Genomic DNA, 23,869 nt, shown 5'->3' with positions numbered 1-23,869 from the left:
GGAAACGGTCAGTTGTAAAGTCATCTGCTCATAAAGTTTATTTTTCCTTAGGTCGTTTCATAATGGCATAAATCTCGAATACAAATCCAAAAAGAACAACCATAGGTGCTAGTGTGATTCTACGAAAACTAAATATATCCTTATTAAAAACGGCTGGATCATCCGAACCACCACCCATCATAAGCATAAAACCAATAATAATTATAGCAAAACCAATAAGCAAAAGCTTATAGTTTTCTTTTGCCAAAGCAAATTCAAGTTTTTTTTCGTTCTTATTCATATAAAAATAAATATTAATCCTTTTGAGTCTATTAATATAAATGTCTTGTATCGATTCTTAAAAATTTATTTACGGCTAAAAAGGTCGAAATCCAAGTTATCACAATCCCAATCAGTATAATCAGAATAAATAATAAACCGAGAACATCTACATTTTCGAATGTGATAACCTCTTTTAATTCCCGTTGCGAAATATAAATAACGCCCACTAAAAGTAAATTCGCAATAATGGCTCCAAGCACACCATGCCAAAAGCTACGTCCTATAAATGGACGACGAATAAAACCTCTTGTGGCTCCAACCAGTTGCATGGTCTTAATCAACATTCGCTGCGAATATATCGACAAACGAATGGTATTATTAATTAATGTTATTGATATTAAAAAAAGCAAAGCACTAAATGCAAGCAAGATTAAACTTATCTTTTTCACATTATCGTTTACCAAATGCACTAAAGATTTCTGATAATATATCTCTTGAATCTCATCGTGTTTCGTTAAATCCTTCTCAATTTTTGTAATACTTTCGGGATTCGCATAATCCGCATATAGTTTCACATCTATAGTCGCCAATAAAGGATTATAGCCCAAAAATGAGACAAAATCTTCTCCCAAATCTTTTTGTAAATCCTTAGCTGCTGTTTCCTTATCTATAAATTTAGTTGATTTTACAAAGGAACTAGCATCGAGCGTTTTTTGTAGACGACGGATATCAACTTCCTTAACATTATCCTTTAAAACAACAGAAAGACCTATATTCTCTTTCACGTAATCGGATAATTGCTTAGCATTCAATATTAATAAACCCATTAATCCCAACATAAACAGAACCAATGAAATACTAATTATGGAGCTAAAATAGGACGTTCTTAAACGACGCTTAGAAGCTTTATTACTTTGAGCCATGCGACTAATTTTATTGTGAATGTAAATTTATGGCAACATGCGAAAATACAATTTTTAATCAGAAAAAAGCCTTTAGATACACAGTAATTTTTTCACCCTTCAATTTACACAAAAACGAACTAATTGTAGCAAACAACTCTTAATTTTATCTTTAACCGAAGTCAAAACCATAGATAAGTATTTTACCTTTAGTTTTATTACTTTTGATTTATCATACTTCACACTAAAAATAAATAAGTTGGGGATCATCCGCAAACAAACCATTATTGGATCATTATTTTCATATTTAGGAGCTCTAATTGGGCTTGTGAATATTGCTATTTTATATCCGCGAGTTCTTTCTACCGAAGAAGTTGGCTTATTATCATGGTTAATTGCAACCACCATGATGGTTGCGCAATTTTCAGGTTTAGGTTTTGGTGCTGTTATATCTAGGTTATTCCCTTACTTTCGTAACGAAGAAAACCAACACAACGGATTCATGTTTATTCTTTTTTGTGTTGGACTATTGGGTTTTGCCATTTCGCTGGTCGCTTATTTTTCGTTTCTACCCTTTGCTCCTAATTATTTCAAAGGCGATGATGTAATCAATCTCAATTATCTGTTTTACCTCATCCCATTAGTGTTCTTCAGCCTCTTTTATAATTTATTCGATTCCTATAATCGAGTTCTTTACGATGCGACTTCGGGCACATTTTTTAGAGATATCGTTTTTAAATTTATCGTATTAGCTTCACTCCTGCTATTGTGGAAAAACTACATCGACTTCAACCAATTGGTATTTATTTATGTTTCAGCATATTGTTTACCTGCCGTATTATTATTTGGCTTATTGATTAAACGTAAGCAGGTTTCTTTTAAACCCAAGCTAGACTTTATTAAACCAGATCTTAAAAAAGTCATGCTAAACACGTCTTTTTACGGCATTCTAAATAGTTTTGGAGATAAAATTGCATCCCAAATTGACAAATTGATGATTATGGGAATGATCAGTTCTGGAGCCACAGGTATATTTGCTGTAATGGCTAATTTTGGAATTCTAATATCCATGCCATCCCGATCTTTCAAAAAAATATCAAGTACTATAATCGCTGAAGCCTGGAAAAAGAAAGATCTAAAAACCATATCAAAAACCTACTCGCAAAGCGGATTACATCTTTTTATGCTAGGCAGCTTACTTTTTGTTGGTTTGTGGGTAAATATTGAAAATGTTCTTCAAATAGTCACACCAGAATATACCGAAGGAAAGTATGTGGTATTCTTTATTGGACTCTCCAATGTGGTCCTTATGCTTTCGGGAATTAGTGGTGTGGTAATTCAAAACTCACCTGCTTATCGTAAGCAATCCCTTTTCCTAGGCATTTATGCCGTATTTATTCTTATTAGCAATGCAATTATGATTCCTATATGGGGAATTATTGGTGCAGCTGCAGCATCTTTTGCGGCTAACTTTTTCTTCAACTTATTGAAATACCTTTTTCTTCTAAAACGCTATAAATTTCAACCTTTCAACTACCGCTATTTGTTGGTTATACTAAGTGCAATCATAGCTTACTACATCACATACCTGCTTCCTACACAAGATTCATTTATCATCGATATTGTTGTTAGAGGAACAGTCGTAAGTCTTATCTATATCGCATTATCTCTAGTCTTTCGTATTTCGGATGATTTTAATGCGTTTGCAATGAAAATTATTAAGCGATAACTATCGCTTAATAATCTCAATAATCTCAGTTGTAGATACAGATGGCGTTCTTGGCAAATAAATCACTTCACATAAATCCTTAAACATATCGAAACGACCAGCCCAATCGTCTCCCATTACTAAGACGTCAGCTTTGTATTTTTTGATATACTCACCTTTAAGCTCTAATGATTCCTCAAAGAAAACCTCATCGACAACAGAAAGCGCCTTTATGATATCCATTCTATCTTCCTGGTTACAAATAGGATTCTTTTGCTTCTTAGAAAAGTTCAGAGCATCAGTAGAAACACCAACAATTAGATAATCCCCATTCTGTTTAGATCGCTCAAGTATGCGTAAATGACCAATATGAAATAAATCGAATGTTCCGAAAGTAATAACTCTTCTCATTATTTAAGTTTTTTTAGATTGTTACGAAGATAATGTTCCTTAATGAATTTAAAAATTCTTTGAGAACTGTTATCATCTATATTCATATATGATTTTTTGATAATCTTTGATCTTTCATTCTTAAATTCATCTTTCCCTGAGAAACAAGAAACAAGATCTTTTTCTAATTTAGCTTGATTTGTAGAGATAGAACCAACAAGGAAGTCATTAAAGAAAGAATGTAGTTCTCGATCCTTCGTTTCGTATTTTTCCCGATCGTATAAGAGAAAAAATATAGGTCGATTCAATAAAATATAATCCATATAAATTGAGGAATAGTCACTTATCATCCCATCTACTTCAGGCAAAAAAGGATACACATCCATAACATTATCATACCATATTATTCGCTCAAAATTGTCACTAATCGATTTATATTGTGGCAAAGGATGCAACTTAAATACAAACACAAAATTATTATTTAAAGCGAATTGATTTAATTTCTCCAAATCTAAAATTCCATCAGAAATTCCGTCTCCACCAGTATCACGAAAAGTTGGAGCATAAAGAATAGATCTAATCCCATTTTTACGCATTTTTGCTACTTTATGAATTGTTGCCACATCAGAATTTATGTCTGAATTTTGATATTTCGCGGGATTAACAACCACATCATTTCTTGGATAACCAGTATCGATAAAATAATCTGAAAGAAAAGCAGGTTTGAAAAATTTTTCTGTAAAAAATTCACCAGTAGAGATAAGAGCATTATAAACAGGCAACTTTCCTACAAAATTTAAGATAAATCGTCTATACAAAGACGAGTTTTCTTTAATAAAGAATTTGTTGCTTCGTTGAATTTTTTTGAAGCCAATTCCATGCCAAATCTGAATAATCTTCGCACGCCAAAACAATTGGAAACGACAATTATCCATCCACGAAAAATTATCTACCACCAATACTTTGCTTCGAAGTATTATCCAATATGCCTTTAGCGATGGATAATACAGAATATTTGAATATTTTGACCTAAGTGTTTCGTATGTATCTTTATTGGCTGTTAGTAAATAAAAATCCTGATCTGCTTCCTTTTCAGAAAGATATAAAAAGAAAAATTTCACATTATCTATAAAGAAACCATCTTTAGCACCCATAAGAACCATTCGGTTTCTCTTTTTGGGAATCAAATAAGTGAGAGGGACTATAAAGATCCATCCTAAAAGGGTGGTTAGAAAAATAATTGGCTTAGAATATTTATTTAGATTCATAGATTCAATTCTTTTATCAGTTGACAAATTCGCTGTGAGCTGTTACCATCCTGATGAGAATGATACATATCACAAATATATTTTCGCCAATTGGCGTGTTCTTGTGGATTATTCAAATAAGTTTCAAGTTGAGACTGAAACTCTTTGTAATTAGCCGCTTTATATCCTGGTGTATTCTTCTCAAAATCGAGGAACAAACCTTTTGTCATCTTGTACTCCTCTAGGTCGTATGGAATAAAGACAATTGGTCTATCTAGCAACAAATAATCAATCCAAATGGATGAATAATCTGTCAGCAGAACATCGACGTAAGGTAAGAGTTCATATACATCGGGGAATAAATTCTGATCCGCTTTTAAGACGCGTTTCATCTTCGAAACATCGAAATGACTTAAGGCATCGTCGCGCTTAATGTCTTCCTTATGCCCTCTTAGCAGAATATAAGCTTGCTCTTTTTCAAGAAAGGCATCCAATTGTTCAGCATCAAAATCTTGAAAAGGGAAAAACTCTGCCGATTGCGTTTCCTCTCGCCAAGTTGGTGCGTAAAGGATGACCTTTTGATTTAGGTAAGGATGTTTCTCTAATAAAGCCTCATTTTTTTTTGCTGTCTGTAAATAATCATTACGAGGCAAACCACTTACCCAAACATGATTCATATCGATATTGAAACCAGCACCATGTATCACTTGTTCTACCGGTGAGCAGGCTGCCATAAAGCTATATTTCTGTAACTGATATCGCTTACCATACTTTTGCCAAGCCGAAGTTTGCAATCCCATTCTTTTCATAGGAATTCCATGCCCCAAATAAATAACATGCTTACATTTTTCGTGCAGATAATAAGGAAAAAAGGGAGCAGCACTAATACCGTAGGAGATAATCACATTTCGTGTTCGGAGAAAAAGGAATAAACCTTTCACCGACCAAGCATAAACAACTTCGCCGGGAAACTTCTCGTTTAATGAAGCATACAAGACTTTATTTGCTGTAAAAAGGACAGATTTAAAATCGTCCTTACGGCGCATATACTCAAAAAGGTATTTCGAGTTGTCGTAATAGTATTTCTCAGTCATGAAAAACAAGGCAATTCGCTTATCCTTCCTCACCAATTTCTCAAGTAAATAGTAGAAATTACGAAGAACAAAGATGACCAGATGCAGAAAAACGATTTTCTGCATAAAAGCCAAAAATTGCTGCTTTTTACTGAGTTTATAACTCATCGCTAGTTCCTTTTCTATTTGTTTTTAAAGTCCATACTAAAGCTCCTAATACCAAGGCAAAGAATAAAATCATACTTGCCAAAGAAATTTTCTCACCCACAAAGAAAGCTTTGGGTTCGAATTTAAATTCGATTTTGTGTTTACCTGCAGGCAATCGCATAGCACGTAACACATAATTTGCTCTAAAATGAGGGCTCAATTTGCCATCGACATAAGCATTCCATCCTGGTTGGTAATACATCTCTGAGAATACCACTAGTTGCTCTGTACTAGATTGGTATTCGTACTGAATGCCGTTGGGCGCATAGTGAGTCATATCAATGCTTGCCAAACTATCGGGACTACTTACAAAACCATTCACCTGATCGGCAAAACGTTTATCAACAATTAGCTCTTTTGTAGGATTAAATGCGCCTAAACTCATAATTTCCTCATCGGCATTGTCAACTAATTTATAATTTGAAACCAACCAAGCACAACCTAAAGCATCGGGATTATAAACAGCTTGAATACCGCCCTCTTTTTTGGGAACAATAACATAACGTGCATTCAGCATATTAATCACATTCGCATTGCCCTTTTCAATATAATAATCGTAAAGTTCTTGTATGCGTCGCAGCTTAGCACCATGATATCCGCCAACAGATTTGTGAAAATATGAGGTACTTGAATTCTGAAATGTGCCTACCGTTTTGTTTAAAACACGATAATTCGAATTCATATTTAAAGCCCACAATTGGGCAGCTATTGTTTCGTACTGATCGGCTTTACGATTTTCTTTTTTATAATTAGCTACAGCTTTTTGTAGTGGCTCTCTTAGTTCTGGATGCTTATTTAATTCCATTTGTAGAATTTCGTAATCAGCTTGAGTTGGATTAAAAGCCAATTTCATATCCTTTGGGGTAACAAAAGCATCGTTGTTCAAATAACGTTTGTTTACTGGCCAAAGATCAGCTAATACCAATACGATTAAAGCCAGAATCAGGATCTTCGTATTTATTATCTTACGATAAAAAAGAACTAATAATCCCGCTCCCAAAGCTACAAATGAAATTGATCGTAGAGCATCGGCTCTGAAGATTGAGATTCGAGCATCTATTAAATCAGCTTGAATTTGAGATATAAAACCAACGGCATCGGGATTACCCGATTTAATTTGTGCGAAATAGTTAGTTTCCATATCACTCAAAAAATCGAGACCTAAATTAGGTAGTAGATATAGGATGATAGCCAAACCACCTGTAAGGGCAAAAGGTATAATTCCAATATTCAATTTGAATGAGCCAAAAGCAATCTTGCGCTTTAAAACTTCGGGTTCGTCGATAATTTTTTTGACAGCTAATATGCCCAACAATGGCACACAAAGCTCCACAACTATTAGTATTGACGAGACCACACGAAACTTATTGTAAAGCGGCACATAGTCTAAAAAGAAATTGGTTAAGCCTGCAAAGTGGTGTCCCCACGATAGCATAATGGACAGAATCGTAGCTGTAAGCAAACCCCATTTCAATCGTCCTGGAACAATGAATAAGCCGAGCACGAATAAGAACAACATTAATGCTCCCGCATAAACAGGACCTGCCGTAAAAGGTTGATTTCCCCAATAATGATGGTTATCAACTTGCTCTAGTTTATAATAATCGTCAACCTTTTGAATTTGACCGCTACTTACATATTTCACGATTTGAACAGCCTCTTGTGGCGAACCAGCTCCTCCTTTTACGTTAGGAATAAGTAAACTCAATGTTTCGGGAATACCATACGACCATTGGGTTGCATACCCTTTATCGAGCCCAGTGGTTTTATCCTTACTATCGCCCAATGTTAATTCAGATTTGCCACGTATGGTCGATTTACTATACTCGTACGAATTAAAAAGGTTGGTATTATTCACTCCAATTGCGATAAAGGATGCAGCAAGTAATACGGCAATTGCCTTGAAAAAATGAGCTAATTCCTTAGTTTTGTATCGGTGATAAAATTCAAATATCACGATACAGAAAACCATCATAGCAAAATAATAGGTCATCTGAATATGATTGGAATAGAGTTCCAAAATAAGGAAGAAACTTGCCAACAAACCGCCCCAAAGGTAGCGCCCACGAAACACCATAAGAATTCCGGCCAAGGCGGGAGGAATAAAGGCTAGCGCATTTACCTTCCAGAGGTGACCTGCACCTATAATAATGATAAAATAAGTTGAAAATGCATAGGCAATAGCGCCTGCCAAAGATAGCCATGGATTAACCCGAAGCGAAATAAGGAGGATGTAAAATCCGAGAAGGTAAAGTAACAAGAAACGAACAGGGTCGGGTGTGTACAACTCCATTATTTGCTTGAAAGTATACATATCCTTCGCCTCATAATCAACATTAATTTGATAGGCTGGCATACCTCCAAACATCGAATTGGTCCAAAGTGGATCGTCGCCAGTCGCTTTTCGATAATCGATAATCTCTTTTTTTCCTCCCCAAGCATTCACCGAATCGCCTTTGCGCAACTGCTTACCTTCTAGCACAGGCTGAAAGTAGATAAATCCTATTATAAGAAAAACAACAATTGAAACTAGATGTGGTAATGCAGATTTAAATATCGACTTAAAATTCATTCTCAATTACGAATTACGGTTATTCATTACGATACAAAGCTCACGAATTTAGTCATTCGCAATTATTCATTCGTAATTTTCCAATTAAGCCACTAAAGTACAAAAAAACCAGAAAGCATTAACTAAAGATGTATAGGCTTTTTAAGGAACATAAATACTAAGTTTGATTTACTATAACAAAGGACAATAGAACTACAAAGCTCTTATGTAGATAGATTCTATTTAAACATGCTGCAATTTTCACGGCAAAGCTCAAAACTGTTTAGTCTATATTTTTCATAACTTTGATACAAGTTATTTAAATTCAGGAGGAATCGATTTGAATTTCAAATCAAAAATTAATTATGACAATTGACATTTACAGTCACTTAAGTAAAAAGTCTCTTGCAAAAATAAAAAGTCAATTAGATGTGATTACATTAAATAAAAGCAAGCAAAACAACAACTTATAAGAACCAACAGCTAAATGGGCTAAAGCGCACTTCACTTTAGCCACTTATTATGCATAATATAAAATTAACAAACAAATGATAGATATAACCAAAAAACTTCCTATTTCCTTAATTACACTTTTAAACAGCTTTAATGAGAAATTAATTCCATTTAGGAAACAAATCGAATTAGATGCTGTTTCTTCAAAAGTCAGTTTCAATAATATATCTTACGAAAACATAAAGACTAGTTATAAAATTAAAAATAGTAGTTTTTCCTTTGAGATAAATTTTATAATAGACGGAGACTATATTGACTGGAATTACTATCCAAATGCAAAAGATTCAAGTAAAAAAACGAATCAAAAAAAACTCATATTTAATCAAAAAATATGCGACCAACTAAAAGCTGACTTAGAAAAATGGAAAGAAAATATATCTATAATTAATGAATTAGTAAACCCAATAGATTTTTTCTTAAAAGACAAAATAATTGAATTTTACTCTAAAGAAGTACAAGAAAAAATGCCATTTAATGAATATGAGGAAGAATTTCCTCTGTCTTCTGAAAAACAAGACTTGGCAGTAGTACTAATTGACAAGCAAGTGAAATTTTTAGAGCAAGAATTAAAGTCTATTAAAGATAAAACAACTGAAAAATATCAAGATTTAAATAATGCAAAAGCAAACCTTTCGGAATTAAAAGAAGATATGTCTCAAATGACAATTTCTGAAGTTAAGCGAAAATGGAGTCTTTCTTTTGGAACGATAATTAAATGGTCAAAGAAAAAATTTATTCAGTTTATGAGTTTTGATAAAGCCAGCGGAAATGATATATCAAGGTTGATTGGTAGTTTTCTTGGAGGCGTATTTGGAGTGCCTAAACTTGAATAAGTATTATGTATAATAACGTGTATAAAACATCGCTAGTAAGTGCTAAACTAAACGGTTTATGCTTATTTGCAAAAACCACCAAATTTTTAAATTAGGCTCTGTGTTTAATCCGAAAAGTAATTCCTTTTTACACACTACGTTTCATACACAAGACCATTAGTAGAGTCTACTAAACAATAACTTATCACCTACACTAATAGATAGATATGGATTTAGATAAAAGAACTGAAGTATTGGAATACGCATTGCAAATTGAGGAATCAATAAAGATACTCTTGCTTTTATGTCTGGGTATAAATAATAGTACTAAAACAAAACTGTTTGGAAGTAAAGCGGGAATAAGTTTTCAAAATAAGATTGATTTGTTATATGATATAGATGTTCTTGAAAAGGATGAATATCAAGGCTTAGAATTACAGATGAATTTTAGAAATAAGTTTCTCCATGATATAAAGTTCAATACATACCTTTCTATTTTATCGTTTTTTGATAATGGAATTAAAAACAGATTTAAAAAATATTTACTTGATAATGGCGATATTTCAGATGAAGATTCATGCAGAGAAGACTACCAAAATCTATATATGAGTAACTTGAAAGTGATTTTAACTAAAATTGAGTCAAAAAAGAAAGACGCTGATGATACAATGGATTTATTATCAACTCCTACTAAAATATATAATGGTTTGACAGATATTTTTTTCAATCTTATCGGAGACTTATATCAACAGATTGAAAATTCGAATTTGGAAAACCCTGATGTCAACGAATTGGTGAATAAAATAAGAATAAAGTGTAAAGAACACTCAACAAAATTTAAGAATAATGAAACAGTAAAAAAGATATATACTGATTATTATTCTCGATTAACTAATCCTGATAAGATGAAGGATATATTTAAATAATAAAACACGAAATGCTAATCGAGTAGGCTGCCGCTAAGCCATTAGCCTAGAGGAGAACCTCTCACACACCTTTATATTTACATTATTAAATTAGATGAGAATTTAAGTTATCCGAAAGAGAACTAGTCTCTCCACTTAGCTATGGGCTAATGTTGCGGTATCTGTCCTTTACTCTTCTTGTTGAATTGTACCAATTAGAATTTTAAGTTTCTAGACTTATTAAAGGATTGAAAATGTTCAACATCTCAGCGAACCATTTCTACACTTTACTCAATGCAAACATGAAAGGTAGATACCTTTGATTCACTAACATTTATTAAACTATAATTAACATAAATACAAAATAAAATGACACCATTTAGAAAGTATATAATCACAATACTTCTTAGTTTTATTTTTACACAAGTTTATTGCCAAACAAATTTGTCAACTCATTCTCCGATTAATCTCAAACTTACAGTGCTAGACACGTTAAAAGTAGAAAATAAATCCATGATTATTAACGTTTTATGGCTGAGTGATACGATAAAAATAAATATCTTAAATCAAGATAAAAAAACTGACACGTCTTCTTTGGAAAATATCGAACACAAAGGTTATTTTGCTTCAAAGGGTTATGTCCTTTCAGATGAAACAAGCATACAAAATTGCTTTTCATACGCACTTGAGAAATATTTTGAAAATAATGAGACTTTTAGTCAAAACATTTTTAGAAAAACAACAAGCATCAAGAGTGAATCACTAGAGAAAATTTTAAGGAATTCTTTTAAAGTCATTACTGAGTTTTCTACAACTCCTAGGAAAAATCTAAAAAAAACTATTCCGAACGATGTTCTACTTGCTTTTGTTAACAATTTTGGATGGATTATTCACACGGTATATTATCGTGATGAAATATTTTACACAAAAAATGGAATGTTTGAACCTAATACATTTAAATCTTTAAATAAATTTATAAAGAAAACATATTGGGACACCGAACACATTATTGTGTATAAAATTGATGACGACAAAATAAAAACCAAGCTCAATAATTTAGCACGATAGATGCAAAACTAGAAAACGAATACACTTAAAACAAAATGACGGGTAGAATAATACAGAAGATGATTGAGCACTTCGGAAAAGATGTTCGGAGAATAAACCATGCATTAAAAGTTTATGGATTTGCAAGTTGTATTGCACGTCGGGAGAATTTATCAGACAATGAAATATTAATCATTGATATTGCTGCTATTCTTCATGATATTGGGATTAAAAATGCTAAAGAAAAATACAATAATACAAGTGGACCATATCAAGAAAAAGAAGGTCCTGCTGTTGCAACAGATTTACTTTCGGAAATAAATCTTAAAAAGGAAAATCTCGATAGAATTTGTTATTTAATTGGAAATCATCATTCGTATCAGAAAATAGATGGAATAGATTTTCAAATATTGATTGAAGCTGATTTTTTAGTAAATATTGATGAAGATAAAATGCCAGACCATTCGATTGAGAGCATTCAAAAGAAATATTTTAAGACTCAAACTGGTATTTCATTAATTAACAGCATGTACTGTAAAGGTTAAATTGTATAATTATAATATTGGGCCTTACGGAAAGGTTGTGTTTACTTTACGGACCCAAAATATGGTAATAATGACTCCGAACTTCCTCAAAACGGAATGCATGTGTATTATATCAATCCAGACCATTCATCGGTTATTCGAGTATGTAATGATTTGGAAAAACCCAGTGGTGCGCTCGGAACTCCCGATGGAAAAATTCTTTATATAACAGACGCTCAAGCAGAAAAAACATATAATATAATATTCAAAAGGATAGTTCCTTGACAAATAAGACGCTTTTTGTTAAATTTGGCTGTAATAGGATGTCAATTGACAAAGCTGAAAATGTGTATTTAACCACTGGTTAAAAACAAGCGGTAGATATTTTTTTCCCTTTAGGCGAATTAATCAAATCTAGAATGCTAATACATAATATAACAAAAAGCAGAGAAGTACTTAACTGGAGTGGCTAAAACCCTTTTCAATTTTTTCTCGAATTAATACTGAAATATCTGTAATCTACTTTATGTGATATTGGTATTTCTACCCACCTATCATCAATTTTGATTGTTTTTAAATGACTATAGAAGCTAAGTTCTAACAGTCATAAATTCCGACAATTTTCGGAAACCCAAGAAACAAAGCAAGACTCTTGACAGCAAGGCTGAGCAAAAGTGATAATGCATTTAAATTTTGAAATTATTTTAAATAAAAATTAAATTTATGAGCGATAACACATCACCGCATCTAGCGGAGACCTACGATAGACAGGTCAGAGAAACATTACCTTACTACGACCTATTGATGAATGAGGTAATTGATATTGTTAAAATTATTAAACCCCAACCCAAATGTTGGATTGATACTGGATGTGGAACAGGAAACCTAATTGATTTGGCTGTTAAAGCATTTTGTGATACTGATTTTCTCTTAGCTGACCCATCAAAAGAGATGATGGATATAAGCTTAAATAAGAATAGTAAAAATAAGAATGTAAAATCAATAGGTGTTTGTACGACTCAGGAACTTGAAACAATAAAGACAAGTACCCCCGATATTATTACGGCTATTCAATGTCATCATTATCTTGATTGGGAAAACAGAAAAAAAGCTTTAGAAGTATGCTATAATCTTTTAGAGGATGGAGGCCTTTTTATTACTACCGAAAATATTTCACCCGCTTCGGAGGCAGGTATAAAATATGCAAAACAAAAAAGTATTAATTTTCAAATAAGCCAAGGTAGAACAGAAGAAGAATCGTTTAATCATAGTAGCCGATTTGGTGTTAACTACTTTCCAATAACAATTGAAACTTTTATGAAACTGTTAAGAGACTGTGGTTTTAAAGTCGTTGAGATATTATGGACATCGAACACCTTTGCTGGCTTTTACTGCATTAAATAAAAATTCTCAACCTATTTAGCTATGTATAAAATGTAATAAGAAATAAATTACTATTTCTTATTACACTGTTTTGTTATACAAAATGTTAGTTGAACAAAATCAGACAAATAGTTTAACTAAGCCATACTCAGAAAAATAGAAAATGATAAAGCACAAAATGTAGCAAGACCATTACGGGCAATTAAAACAGTCTGAACAAGCTGAAAAATGACTATAAAAGGAAGTAAGCAATCAATAAAAAACTAAATTAAAAATGAGTCTTACAAAAACGTTAAGAGATCAAGGCTACGATTTAATTGAGGGGCCAATAAGAAATCATAATTTATTACAATTATGGTTGAAAAAACCTTTTAATGATGTTCAGATATATTATTCTCATATTGACCATGCTTTTACAAGTAAGGTTGACTTAAATCAGGTGGAGAATATAGCACTAAATATAGATTCCACTACAAAAGATGAATACAGATTTAATATCGGCATATCATTACTAGACGAAATTCTAAAATCCTTAGGATTAGGAACATTTGAACTTTCTTCAGAAGTTAAATCAGGAAAAAAAGTAACAATTAGTTATGATAATTCGGTAACAAGAGAAGTACCAATCGGAGAAATTCAAAATTATCTATCAAATGCTGATTTTAAGCATCCTAATAAAGCATTGCTAAAGAATGCTAATCAAGATAATATATTAGTCATATCAGGTATTTTATTTGCCAAAAATCTTGTCGTAGAAATTGAGACTGATTATTCTTTAGACACAAACTTAGTTGTTAAGCTAAATGAAATTGTTGACGGAAAGCTTGATTTTTCAATGCTTAGTGAAAGCAAATTAAAAATGGTATCAAGTGGTAATAGCTTCTTCCCTGTTGCAGTTAAGGCAGATAGAATTGATTTTGACAACGGCCATTTTGACAATACAAATCTTGTAACTGATAATAGGAAGTTTTTTTAATAAGATCCCCTCATAACGAAGGCTATAAAAACATTGGGTAGATAATGGCTTAAGCAAGTTCCCTGTTCTTAATGAACTTTATGCTTGGCTGAGTTTATTACTAATAATGCCCTACATTTTTCAGTCAACCGTTACCTGCTTGAGTGGAAACGAGTGAATACGGAAAATTTAAACGAATAGTGATATGACAGAATATTTGATATACTCCTTATCGGTATTTACAGGTTTCTTTGCAATAATGAACCCCATTGCCAATATTCCTATTTTCTTGTCATTAGCTCAAGATGCCGATGAAACAACGAAAAATAGGATTAATAAAAAAGCAACAATAACTGCATTTTTAATAGTTTTTGTATTTGTAGTACTAGGTAAATTTATATTTGAATTATTTGGTATTACAATCCCCGCCTTTAAAATAACAGGTGGTATTTTACTCTTTTATGTTGGTTTTGAAATGCTTCAATCAAAAAAATCGAATATAACACATATAAAAGAAGCAAAAATTGATGAAAATGTTGCGATATCCCCCTTAGCAATTCCAATATTAGCTGGTCCGGGTACAATTGTTACCGCTATGAATTTTGTTTCCGATAATAATTATTTTCATATTGGAATAGTTATTTTAATTTTTGCAATTATATGTTACATCACTTACTTAGCTTTCAGTTTTAGCGAATATATCGTTGAAAAAATAGGCCACAATATAATAACAGTTATAGGCAAAATAATGGGTTTAATTCTTTCAATAATGGGAATTGGAATGCTCATTCAAGGAATAAAACTAGCGTTTAACCTAGCTTAGGTTAATCAAAAAAATAAACTCAATTGATTCATGATGAAGCTTAATCCATTTTTTAAGGAATATCAACGATATACAAATGAGGATACAAAAAACTTCAGGCTATTATTTTATGCACTCATAATTGGGCTTATCGCAGGCCTTGTTGGTGCTCTTTTTAGAATAACACTTAGTTATATCGAAAATTTTAGACTCAACTTATATGCAAATGCAGGAAATTCCGGATTCATAAGTTGGCTATGGCCAATTTTGTTTGCAATTACAGGAATAAGTATTGCCTTATTTTTAGTTCGAAAATTTGCACCCGAAGCTTCAGGCAGTGGCGTTCAAGAAATAGAAGGCGCATTGGATGGCACACGACCTATGCGCTGGAAAAGAGTATTACCAATAAAATTTATTGCCTCATTATTTTCTTTGGGAAGTGGATTACTGTTAGGTCGTGAAGGACCGACGATTCAATTGGGTGCCAATATTGGTAAAATGATTAAGGATACTTTAGGGCAATCGGATATTGAAAATAACCCATTGGAGTCTGCCGGTGCTGCTGCAGGACTTGCAAGTGCTTTTAATGCCCCTTTTGCAGGTATTATTTTTGTTATTGAAGAAATGCACGGCCATTTTAAATTTAACTTTTATTCTGTGGCTGCTATTATGATTGGTGCGGGAACAGCCGATTTTACTGTTAGAGCCTTAGTTGAATCTAAACCAATTATACAAATGATGGTTTTTCCAAACCCAAATACATTTGGACTATGGCTATTTATAATTCTGGGTTTACTATGTGGTGTTATCGGTTATTTATATAATAAACTACTTATCATTTCATTAGATTTATTTAAATTCACTACTAAAACCCCAATCATCTATACAGGAATATTTGTAGGCTTGGTTATAGCAATAATAGGTATTATATCCCCAGACATGATAGGTGGTGGATATGATACAATTACTAAAATACTCGATAATTCTTTCACCTTATATTTTTTATTATTTTTATTTATTGCAAGAATGCTATTATCATTTTTTAGCTATGCTTCTGGTGTTCCAGGAGGTATTTTTTTACCAATGCTAACACTTGGAGTTATTCTTGGCATGCTGTTTGGAATTATCATGCAACACTTTTTCCCCACTTTCATTTCGCACCCAGGTGTTTTCGCTGTTGCAGGAATGGCTGGCATTTTTGCAGCAACTGTTAGAGCACCTCTTACAGGATTGGTGCTTGCCATAGAAATGACTTCAAATTATGAATTAATTTTACCTTTAATAGCTACCACAGTTACTGCTTCGGTATTTACTGCCCTACTTGGAAATAAACCAATTTATACAAGTTTATTAAAACGTACTCTGGCAAATTCAACGCCTGATAATCAAATTTAATGAATAGAATAAGATCCCGCAGGTAAGGATATACATGAAAAAGTAACAACCGAAGTTGGAGTAAATCTAAGAATATTAGCTCGCTGCAATTTTTGTGTATCTTGACAAGAAAGTGTCACGTAGTCGTCAGCTACTATTCTTATACTAACCGTTGTTTTAATTAAAGACTGGACCTTTTTACAACATTATAATCATACGTATATGTATTTATATATTCCCAAAAGAATACTTATATGTATTTTATAATTTGATATATTATACATTTATATATATTTACTCCAATTTACATACTTATATGTATAAAACAGATACCTGGTGAGAAACAAAAAAACTACTCATAGAACAACTTGACCAAAAACTCTCTAAATTTAAAAGTGCAGACATCATAAATACTTGTAAATAAGAAAGGCCACTACAAATTGAATTGCAGTGGCCTTTTTCATTGCCATAAAATGGCTATTTTATTTGTTATTTTTTGGCTTTCTGAATTGCCTTATTTTCTTCTTCAATACGTTTCTTTTGCTTCCCATTTAAGCCATGCTTAAAGTAATATTCAGGCTTATTATATTCATGTGTCCTTTTCATCCCTATATCGTTCACATCCTGACTCAAATCACAATCGAAACGCAATAAAATTGCATGATTCGTTTTCCAACCAGTAACAGTAGTTAAATGTGAAATTCCCCAAGTAATTCCTCTACCATCTTTGGTATCAGTAAAAGCATCCGGAATAAAAGGACCACCTGCATTTGGCATTAATGTAACCATAGAAGCAATGTTAAAATTCACTCCATCTTTTGCATACTGAATGGTATTGTGCTCGTTACCATCACGAATTACCAAAGCTGCTATTCCCTCTTTAAAAGGAAAAAGTGTAGTTTCATGTCCTGAGTTAATCACCGGATTTAAAGGACATTTTGTAAAGGGTCCCAATGGATTATCAGCAGTAGCTAAACCTTGCATACGCACTAAATTAGGCTGTCCATTTGCATCTGACTTATAATACAAATAAATCTTTCCTTTGTATACCAATGGATATGGATCGTGAATAGAATACTGATCCCACTCTCCTTCTCCACCGTTTGGAATTACGATTTTATTGTATGCAACCCAAGGACCATCAGGAGAATCCGCATAAGAAACAGCTACCGGACAATCATCACCACGTTTACCACTAGCTTCCTGAAAACCCTGATAGTATAGATAATATTTACCTTTCCATTCCAAAATATCAGTTGTAGCAACCGAACGCCAACCTACATTTGGTTTTGGAGGACGAGGAACTGCTACACCTTGCTCCTCCCAAGTAAATCCGTCTTTACTTGTAGCATACCAAATATCACACAAATCCCAATCACTCGATGGAATTGTATCGTTACATTTTGCAGCACCTTGAGGTGGTGTTGGTGAATCACGATGTGTGTACCACACGTAATATTTCCCTTTGGCAAAAATCACCTTTGAAGGATCTCTTCGAGAAATAGTTCCATCATGATCATTGTAATCAAAGCCTTTTAGTTCGGTATATTTAAACTGTGTGTAAAGTTCATTTTCCTGTGGAATAGGTGCTAAATAAGCATCATAATTGCGTTCCATAGCAGCACTTAATGCTCTATTAGGCTTTTCATTGGGTAACTTAAAAGGAAAACCGCCAGCCTCTTGTCTTTGAGCCTCACATCCTAGAACAAATAAAGCCCCCGTCGCTATCAACAGTATCCTAGATAATGTTCTTCGTATCATAATTGAAAAATTATTTTATTCTATTTTAAACTACTTAATAGTCAACTGAATGACATCACTCTTGATCGAACCTGACAAGGCCGATATTTTCACAACACCCGATTTCCTAGTTGACTGCACAATCAATAAACAACGTCCCTTATTGGTTCGAACGGTATTCGATTGATAGGTCTGTGTACTAGAAGCCGATCCATTATCCACACCCAATAACTTAATATTTCCTTCCAATTCAAAACTGATGCTTGCCTCATTTATAATCACCGGATTGTTATCTTTATCGTAAAGTTGAGCTATAATATGAGCTACTTCGTAACCATCAGCATTTAAACTTGTTTTATCTACCGATAGTTGAATACTCACAGGTTCTGTTGATGTTGCAATATTAGCACTTATTTCCTGACCATCCTTTACTCCTTTTGCCTCTAACTTACCCTTTTGATAAGGAACTGCCCACTTATAAATCCGATCTTCAAAATCACTCAAGCTTTTTATTCCCAATGATTCACCATTCAAGAAAAGTTCAACTTTCGGGCAATTAGAAATCACTTCAACAATTACATCCTTTTCTGTTGCATAATTCCAATGCTCAATTACATTATACCATTCCCACAAAGCATGTTTCCAAGCACCTGGTTTCTTTTCAATCACCTTTCCAGATTTATTCACCTCATATTGAGAATCTTTAGTAGAATTTGAACAAATATAAATGTGCGGCTCATCAGACCATAGTGTTTTATACATATGGTAAGATGGTTTTGGAAATGCCGCTAAATCAACTAAACCACTTGCGGTCGCTTTCTTTGGCCAATGTCCATTTGATTCACCAAGGTAGTCTGTTCCCGTCCAAAGAAAAGTTCCAGACACAAATGGACGATCTTCTATTGCCTTCCACTCATGCCATTGACCTAAGTTTTCGGTACCCATTACAATCTTATTTGGATAATTCTTCTTTGCGTAATCATACATTACGCGTCGGTAACTAAAACCAACAATATCCAATGCATCAGTATATCCTGTTTCGAAACTAGCCGAAGGTAAAATACAATTTGCAATCACCGGACGACTTGTATCCAACTCTTTGGTCCAGCGAGCTAATTTATTTGCTGTTTCTCCAATTGTATGCTCCATTGCAGGCATTTTATTGTATTCTGAACGAATTTTCTCAGGAGAGAATGGCGGTTGTGACCAAAAATACCCACCTTCCCAATTCATATTATTGAAGAAACCAGTCGCCTTTTTATTGCGAGGATAGGTCCACTCAATCTCGTTTCCAATACTCCATTGAAAAACAGATGGATGATTTCTGTGAGCCAACATGGTATTCTTCAAATCGAATTGAGCCCATTCTTGAAAATGCTCTCCATATCCTCGAGTAATGTAATCATCATGACTCTCTTTCATGTTTAAACGTTTGTCTTTTGGATAATCCCACTCATCGAAAAACTCATCCTGAACCAAAAATCCCATTTCATCACATAAGTCAAGCAATTCATCTGATGCCGGATTGTGTGCAATTCGAAGAGCATTACATCCACCATCTTTCAAAATTTGTAAACGTCGGCGCCAAACTCCTTTTGGAACAGCCGCACCTACTAATCCACCATCATGATGCTGACATACTCCTTTAATTTTCATATTTACATCATTCAGAAAGAATCCTTGATCCTTATCGAAACGAATGGAACGAATTCCAAAAGTAGATTCATATACATCTACACTATTATCTCCTTGTACCAATCTCGAAACAGCCTTGTATAAATTAGGTGTATCAACACTCCACAACATCGGATTGTCAATAACAACAGTCTGTTTTAAAGTTTTTTCACCGGGAATCAACTCAATAGTATCAGAAACTATTTCTTTTACTTTCTCTCCATTGGGAGAATAAAATTCGGTGATGATTTGAAGCGATTTATTTGTTTCAAAATCATTAGCTACTGTAATATCTATTGATACTGTAGCCTTCTCAGTAGATACTTCAGGTGTTGTAATAAAACGACCCCAAATTGGAATGTGCAATTTATTAACACGTATCAATTTTACATTTCTGTAAATACCAGAACCCGTATACCATCTACTATCAGCATATCTAGTATGGTCAACCTTTACGGCCAAAACATTATCTTTTCCTGCTGGATTTAAGTAAGGAGTTAAATCAAAATAGAATGGAGAATATCCATAAGGATGCTCACCTACTCTTTTACCATTCAACCAAACTTCAGAATTATTATAAACCCCATCGAATAGTACATAGGTTAATTCATCAGCTGAACCCTCTAAAGTAAAATGTTTGCGATACCATCCCAAACCTCCAGGCAGATATCCAGTACATCCTTCTCCTTTTATAGAGTCAAAAGGAAACTCGATACTCCAATCGTGAGGAAGGTTAACATCTCTCCAAGAACTATCAACCAAATTAACCGCATAAGCATCATTCGCATGCTCTAAGGAAAATTTCCATCCAAAATTAAAATCCAATTCACGTTCCCGATTTTGATTAGATTGACATCCAATCATTAATAAGAACAACAATCCAATCATTATTTTATTTATCATACCAGTATAAAATATTTAGTGGTGTTTTATATAATCTAAACCAAATATGCATTGAAATGTGAGCAATAAAGAACTTTTTACATGAACAAAAACTAAACGCCCCCTCTTTTTGCGCACTTTTTTTCTGAACAAACAAATACAAATAAATATCTTTACACCTATAAACCAACTAATTGATAAATTACACAACCCTACAAAGCTTTCCAATGCTATATAGACTTTTTATACTTTTACTTTTATTTCAACCGATATTTGTTTTTGCTAAAGATTCGTCGAATTTAAGTTTAAACGACACTATTGTTACGCCTCTTTATAATTTTGATTCTGACAATCAGCTTACCTCACAATATTCTGAAGAGACGGTTTATAAACTTCAAAATGAATATTCAAACCAAATTGAAAATGGAGATACGCTAATGGCAATTAAAACTCTTTCGAGACTTGGTAACATCTATTCCAACCATGCTTCCTATTCTCTGGCTTATCAACAATTTTGGAATGTTCTTTTATTAGCCGACAAAATTAAAGATTTAAGAACCATAGCTCGATCGCACGAGCAAATTGCATGGCTCTATTCATTTTTCGAAAGAGAGAATGAAGCGATTAGCTATTTTCAATCTTCATTAAAAATCAAAAAAGAACTTTTAAAGCAGGGAAAAATTCCCAAACATAGCCTTAGCGCAAATTATTATGGTTTAGCTACTTTGTTTCGTGAAGGAGGCAATGCCCCCAAATCTAAAGCATATCTCGACAGTTGTTTCATGATTCATTACTCTGGAGGTGAGAATATATCGGCAATTGAGTATCTTTTAGCTGAAGAAAGCTACTACCAGATGAACCAAAACCACACTCAACAAGCTCTTCAGAAAATGCATGCCATTGAGCCATATTTTCTCAAAAATGAACCTGCCTATTTGGTTATTCTCTATTCTTTTATGGGAGATGCCTATCAAAAGCAAGGACTCAGTAAAAAAAGTGAGCAGTATTATAATTTATCGATTAAGATCAGCGAAAGTTCGAAAGGTCATATGAACTATATTCCAAGAGTTCACCAAAAATTATCGAACCTGTATTTGAGCATGGGAGATTACAAAAACGCCTATCAGAAACTCAGGGAGTCCAAAATTCTAAATGAGCAATTATTTGATAGCCGAAGTGAAAACAACAGACCTTTATTTGAAATAAGTGATGAATTCAGAAAAGAAAAAGAAGCTCAATCTCAACTAATTCAACAACAAAGATTGGCACAATTGGAGCAAGAAGATAAAATTTGGTTCTTGCAAAAAATGCTATTTTCAGGAACTATGATATTCATATTCATAATCGTATTTTTTTACGTTCGACACCTAAATACAAAGCACCAAACAGAGCGGAGTTTAGCCAAAACAAATCAAGAACTTGAGAATCGTAAGAATAAGGAACTTTTTGAACTTAAGAATAAAGAATTAGCCATATCAGCATTGCAATTGATTGAAAAAGATGAACTATTTATCCAACTTAAAAATAATTTAACCAATACTCCGACTCCACCCAGTGATTTAGAAGTAAGAAAAATATTCAAATCAATTTCCAATAGCAATGCTCAAAATTGGAAACAATTCGAAGCCCGTTTTGTATCAGTAAACGAATCATTTTTCAAAAACCTGAATGCAACATACCCAAATATAACCGCTGGAGAAAAGAAACTATGTGCTCTACTAAAGCTGAATTTCTCGAGCAAAGACATTGCTAAACTTCTTGGCATTTCAAATGATAGCGTGCACACCTTGCGATACAGATTAAGAAAAAAAATGAATCTTGATCGTTCAGATAATTTATTTAAACATTTGGAAAGTCTAGGATAATTATTAGAGGAATAAAAAAATGTAAATAGTCACATCAAGCTTGGACTCCACTTCCTTCATCAACAACTTACATTCTATCATTCAACTAAATACATTAAAATTACACAATAAAAGTTAAATTAATTTTTATTTCTAAGCGATTGTTTAGTTTTGTCTTGTATTAGAAAAATAATAGCACAGCAAAAAGAATATAAAGAAGAAAAGTAAGTGAGAAAGCAATGAATTTATTTAGCAAAACGGATATGACTAAACATCTATGCAGATGCTTAAAAAAGGAATTAGAATAAATTAATATTCCATTTACTCGAGTTTCAAAAGTAGAATTAGAGAAGATATTATCAACTAGAATCAACGAAATAAAATAAGTATTTATCAGTAATTTAAAATGAGATAAGCTCAAAGACAACACAAAGCTTGTTTCGTTATTTAATAATTAGTTAAAAATAGAAAATCATGAATAAAGTATTATTTATCACGAACTTATTAATGGGAATTGTTTTATCACGATTTGCCATTTCAAAATTAGCAGGATGGGATATTTCAGTTAAAGCTTTTATCGAAATGGCGCAGCCATTAGGTATAGACCCTACCTTTTTTAGAGTATCAACAGGAATCGTAATCTCGGCTGTTGTAATTGGTTATTTAGTAACAGCAGTTTTTAGTTTGATAAAAAATAACGCTATCACTAAATTTAAAATTCCTTTTACAAAATGGGCTACGCTTACAAATCTTTTCGGTTTACTTACAATGGTTGGTGCACTTATAGCCGAGTTTTCACTGAGAGTTCAACCTAAATGGTTATTGGTATATATCGCCATTGGAATTGTAACATTCTCAGCAACAAACATATTTATTTTAAATAAACAACAACGAATAAAGAATAGTTAAATAGAAATGATGCCAACATTAAAATTCACAATTTAGAATCATCAGTTAAGGTAACAGAAGACATTAAAGCAATTGGCACGACATAGCGATGAGTACAAACTTTGACAAGTTCAGTGTAAATATTGAACGACATCCATTAAATAAAGCTATTTTCATGCACTCATCG

19 protein-coding genes are annotated in these 23,869 nt (G+C 33.0%); 11 read left to right on the top strand and 8 right to left on the bottom strand.

Going from position 1 to position 23,869, the window contains the following annotated elements; all coding sequences use genetic code 11:
- Window positions 1-37: 37 nt before the first annotated feature.
- Together EMN46_RS04950 and EMN46_RS04945 are read right to left on the bottom strand one after the other, a co-directional pair.
- Window positions 38-280 (bottom strand): DUF3098 domain-containing protein, encoded by a 243-nt coding sequence (locus EMN46_RS04950; RefSeq protein ID WP_154199569.1) that lies wholly within the window; start codon window positions 278-280, stop codon window positions 38-40.
- Window positions 281-311: 31 nt separating this feature from the next.
- The gene (locus EMN46_RS04945) at window positions 312-1,184 is read right to left on the bottom strand and encodes an ABC transporter permease (protein ID WP_154199568.1); all 873 of its coding nucleotides are present in this window, start codon (window positions 1,182-1,184) and stop codon (window positions 312-314) included.
- 238 nt (window positions 1,185-1,422) lie between these two features.
- On the opposite strand from EMN46_RS04945, the gene EMN46_RS04940 reads away from it, so the two are divergent.
- On the top strand, window positions 1,423-2,892 hold the full coding sequence (locus tag EMN46_RS04940) for a lipopolysaccharide biosynthesis protein (protein ID WP_154199567.1): 1,470 nt from the start codon (window positions 1,423-1,425) through the stop codon (window positions 2,890-2,892).
- Here EMN46_RS04940 and EMN46_RS04935 read toward each other — a convergent pair whose 3' ends face one another.
- The 4 genes from EMN46_RS04935 to EMN46_RS04920 are packed head-to-tail and all read right to left on the bottom strand — an operon-like array spanning window position 2,893 to window position 8,360.
- Complete coding sequence (locus EMN46_RS04935) at window positions 2,893-3,282, bottom strand: adenylyltransferase/cytidyltransferase family protein (RefSeq protein ID WP_154199566.1); 390 nt, start codon at window positions 3,280-3,282, stop codon at window positions 2,893-2,895.
- On the bottom strand, window positions 3,282-4,529 hold the full coding sequence (locus tag EMN46_RS04930) for a CDP-glycerol glycerophosphotransferase family protein (RefSeq protein ID WP_154199565.1): 1,248 nt from the start codon (window positions 4,527-4,529) through the stop codon (window positions 3,282-3,284). Before EMN46_RS04930 ends, EMN46_RS04935 begins: the two co-directional genes overlap by 1 nt.
- The gene (locus tag EMN46_RS04925; RefSeq protein ID WP_154199564.1) at window positions 4,526-5,749 is read right to left on the bottom strand and encodes a CDP-glycerol glycerophosphotransferase family protein; all 1,224 of its coding nucleotides are present in this window, start codon (window positions 5,747-5,749) and stop codon (window positions 4,526-4,528) included. The genes EMN46_RS04930 and EMN46_RS04925 overlap by 4 nt, the downstream gene beginning before the upstream one ends.
- Complete coding sequence (locus EMN46_RS04920; RefSeq protein WP_154199563.1) at window positions 5,739-8,360, bottom strand: YfhO family protein; 2,622 nt, start codon at window positions 8,358-8,360, stop codon at window positions 5,739-5,741. Before EMN46_RS04920 ends, EMN46_RS04925 begins: the two co-directional genes overlap by 11 nt.
- A 527-nt stretch (window positions 8,361-8,887) precedes the next feature.
- Here EMN46_RS04920 and EMN46_RS04915 point away from each other — a divergent pair.
- From EMN46_RS04915 to clcA, 8 genes are all read left to right on the top strand, one after another.
- Window positions 8,888-9,685, top strand: coding sequence for a hypothetical protein (locus tag EMN46_RS04915; protein WP_154199562.1), 798 nt, complete (start codon window positions 8,888-8,890; stop codon window positions 9,683-9,685).
- A gap of 206 nt (window positions 9,686-9,891) precedes the next feature.
- A complete protein-coding gene (locus EMN46_RS04910; protein ID WP_154199561.1) occupies window positions 9,892-10,590 on the top strand; it encodes a hypothetical protein in 699 nt (232 codons plus the stop codon).
- Window positions 10,591-10,938: 348 nt separating this feature from the next.
- The gene (locus tag EMN46_RS04905; protein WP_154199560.1) at window positions 10,939-11,637 is read left to right on the top strand and encodes a hypothetical protein; all 699 of its coding nucleotides are present in this window, start codon (window positions 10,939-10,941) and stop codon (window positions 11,635-11,637) included.
- Window positions 11,638-11,672: 35 nt separating this feature from the next.
- The gene (locus tag EMN46_RS04900; protein WP_154199559.1) at window positions 11,673-12,161 is read left to right on the top strand and encodes an HD domain-containing protein; all 489 of its coding nucleotides are present in this window, start codon (window positions 11,673-11,675) and stop codon (window positions 12,159-12,161) included.
- A gap of 702 nt (window positions 12,162-12,863) precedes the next feature.
- Window positions 12,864-13,544, top strand: a complete 681-nt coding sequence (locus tag EMN46_RS04890) for a class I SAM-dependent methyltransferase (RefSeq protein WP_154199558.1) — start codon at window positions 12,864-12,866, stop codon at window positions 13,542-13,544.
- Window positions 13,545-13,797: 253 nt separating this feature from the next.
- Window positions 13,798-14,499: a hypothetical protein gene (locus tag EMN46_RS04885; protein ID WP_154199557.1), complete on the top strand. Its 702-nt coding sequence runs from the start codon at window positions 13,798-13,800 to the stop codon at window positions 14,497-14,499.
- Window positions 14,500-14,683: 184 nt separating this feature from the next.
- The gene (locus EMN46_RS04880) at window positions 14,684-15,301 is read left to right on the top strand and encodes a MarC family protein (RefSeq protein WP_154199556.1); all 618 of its coding nucleotides are present in this window, start codon (window positions 14,684-14,686) and stop codon (window positions 15,299-15,301) included.
- A gap of 30 nt (window positions 15,302-15,331) precedes the next feature.
- Complete coding sequence (clcA, locus tag EMN46_RS04875; protein ID WP_154199555.1) at window positions 15,332-16,675, top strand: H(+)/Cl(-) exchange transporter ClcA; 1,344 nt, start codon at window positions 15,332-15,334, stop codon at window positions 16,673-16,675.
- Window positions 16,676-17,143: 468 nt separating this feature from the next.
- Here the strand turns inward: clcA and EMN46_RS04870 are convergent, their stop codons facing one another.
- On the bottom strand, window positions 17,144-18,415 hold the full coding sequence (locus tag EMN46_RS04870) for a family 43 glycosylhydrolase (protein ID WP_154199554.1): 1,272 nt from the start codon (window positions 18,413-18,415) through the stop codon (window positions 17,144-17,146).
- Window positions 18,416-18,445: 30 nt separating this feature from the next.
- Window positions 18,446-20,971 carry a sugar-binding domain-containing protein gene (locus tag EMN46_RS04865; protein ID WP_229130275.1) on the bottom strand — a complete coding sequence of 842 codons (2,526 nt, stop codon included), beginning with the start codon at window positions 20,969-20,971 and terminating at the stop codon, window positions 18,446-18,448.
- Between the two features lie 206 nt (window positions 20,972-21,177).
- On the opposite strand from EMN46_RS04865, the gene EMN46_RS04860 reads away from it, so the two are divergent.
- A complete protein-coding gene (locus EMN46_RS04860; protein ID WP_154199553.1) occupies window positions 21,178-22,815 on the top strand; it encodes a helix-turn-helix transcriptional regulator in 1,638 nt (545 codons plus the stop codon).
- Window positions 22,816-23,268: 453 nt separating this feature from the next.
- On the top strand, window positions 23,269-23,703 hold the full coding sequence (locus EMN46_RS04855; protein ID WP_154199552.1) for a hypothetical protein: 435 nt from the start codon (window positions 23,269-23,271) through the stop codon (window positions 23,701-23,703).
- Window positions 23,704-23,869: the final 166 nt, after the last annotated feature.

Source organism: Ancylomarina sp. 16SWW S1-10-2, from assembly GCF_009669305.1.
Lineage (GTDB): Bacteria > Bacteroidota > Bacteroidia > Bacteroidales > Marinifilaceae > Ancylomarina.
Note: the sequence above shows the minus strand (reverse complement) of the source record. Positions and strands in the feature narration are given on the sequence as shown.

What these genes read in the sequence shown, in the direction of transcription:
- EMN46_RS04950 (WP_154199569.1), bottom strand. Translation starts at nt 280, where the DNA reads ATGAATAAGAACGAAAAAAAACTTGAATTTGCTTTGGCAAAAGAAAAC.
- EMN46_RS04945 (WP_154199568.1), bottom strand. Translation starts at nt 1,184, where the DNA reads ATGGCTCAAAGTAATAAAGCTTCTAAGCGTCGTTTAAGAACGTCCTAT.
- EMN46_RS04935 (WP_154199566.1), bottom strand. Translation starts at nt 3,282, where the DNA reads ATGAGAAGAGTTATTACTTTCGGAACATTCGATTTATTTCATATTGGT.
- EMN46_RS04930 (WP_154199565.1), bottom strand. Translation starts at nt 4,529, where the DNA reads ATGAATCTAAATAAATATTCTAAGCCAATTATTTTTCTAACCACCCTT.
- EMN46_RS04925 (WP_154199564.1), bottom strand. Translation starts at nt 5,749, where the DNA reads ATGAGTTATAAACTCAGTAAAAAGCAGCAATTTTTGGCTTTTATGCAG.
- EMN46_RS04920 (WP_154199563.1), bottom strand. Translation starts at nt 8,360, where the DNA reads ATGAATTTTAAGTCGATATTTAAATCTGCATTACCACATCTAGTTTCA.
- EMN46_RS04915 (WP_154199562.1), top strand. Translation starts at nt 8,888, where the DNA reads ATGATAGATATAACCAAAAAACTTCCTATTTCCTTAATTACACTTTTA.
- EMN46_RS04910 (WP_154199561.1), top strand. Translation starts at nt 9,892, where the DNA reads ATGGATTTAGATAAAAGAACTGAAGTATTGGAATACGCATTGCAAATT.
- EMN46_RS04905 (WP_154199560.1), top strand. Translation starts at nt 10,939, where the DNA reads ATGACACCATTTAGAAAGTATATAATCACAATACTTCTTAGTTTTATT.
- EMN46_RS04900 (WP_154199559.1), top strand. Translation starts at nt 11,673, where the DNA reads ATGACGGGTAGAATAATACAGAAGATGATTGAGCACTTCGGAAAAGAT.
- EMN46_RS04890 (WP_154199558.1), top strand. Translation starts at nt 12,864, where the DNA reads ATGAGCGATAACACATCACCGCATCTAGCGGAGACCTACGATAGACAG.
- EMN46_RS04885 (WP_154199557.1), top strand. Translation starts at nt 13,798, where the DNA reads ATGAGTCTTACAAAAACGTTAAGAGATCAAGGCTACGATTTAATTGAG.
- EMN46_RS04880 (WP_154199556.1), top strand. Translation starts at nt 14,684, where the DNA reads ATGACAGAATATTTGATATACTCCTTATCGGTATTTACAGGTTTCTTT.
- clcA (WP_154199555.1), top strand. Translation starts at nt 15,332, where the DNA reads ATGATGAAGCTTAATCCATTTTTTAAGGAATATCAACGATATACAAAT.
- EMN46_RS04870 (WP_154199554.1), bottom strand. Translation starts at nt 18,415, where the DNA reads ATGATACGAAGAACATTATCTAGGATACTGTTGATAGCGACGGGGGCT.
- EMN46_RS04865 (WP_229130275.1), bottom strand. Translation starts at nt 20,971, where the DNA reads ATGATAAATAAAATAATGATTGGATTGTTGTTCTTATTAATGATTGGA.
- EMN46_RS04860 (WP_154199553.1), top strand. Translation starts at nt 21,178, where the DNA reads ATGCTATATAGACTTTTTATACTTTTACTTTTATTTCAACCGATATTT.
- EMN46_RS04855 (WP_154199552.1), top strand. Translation starts at nt 23,269, where the DNA reads ATGAATAAAGTATTATTTATCACGAACTTATTAATGGGAATTGTTTTA.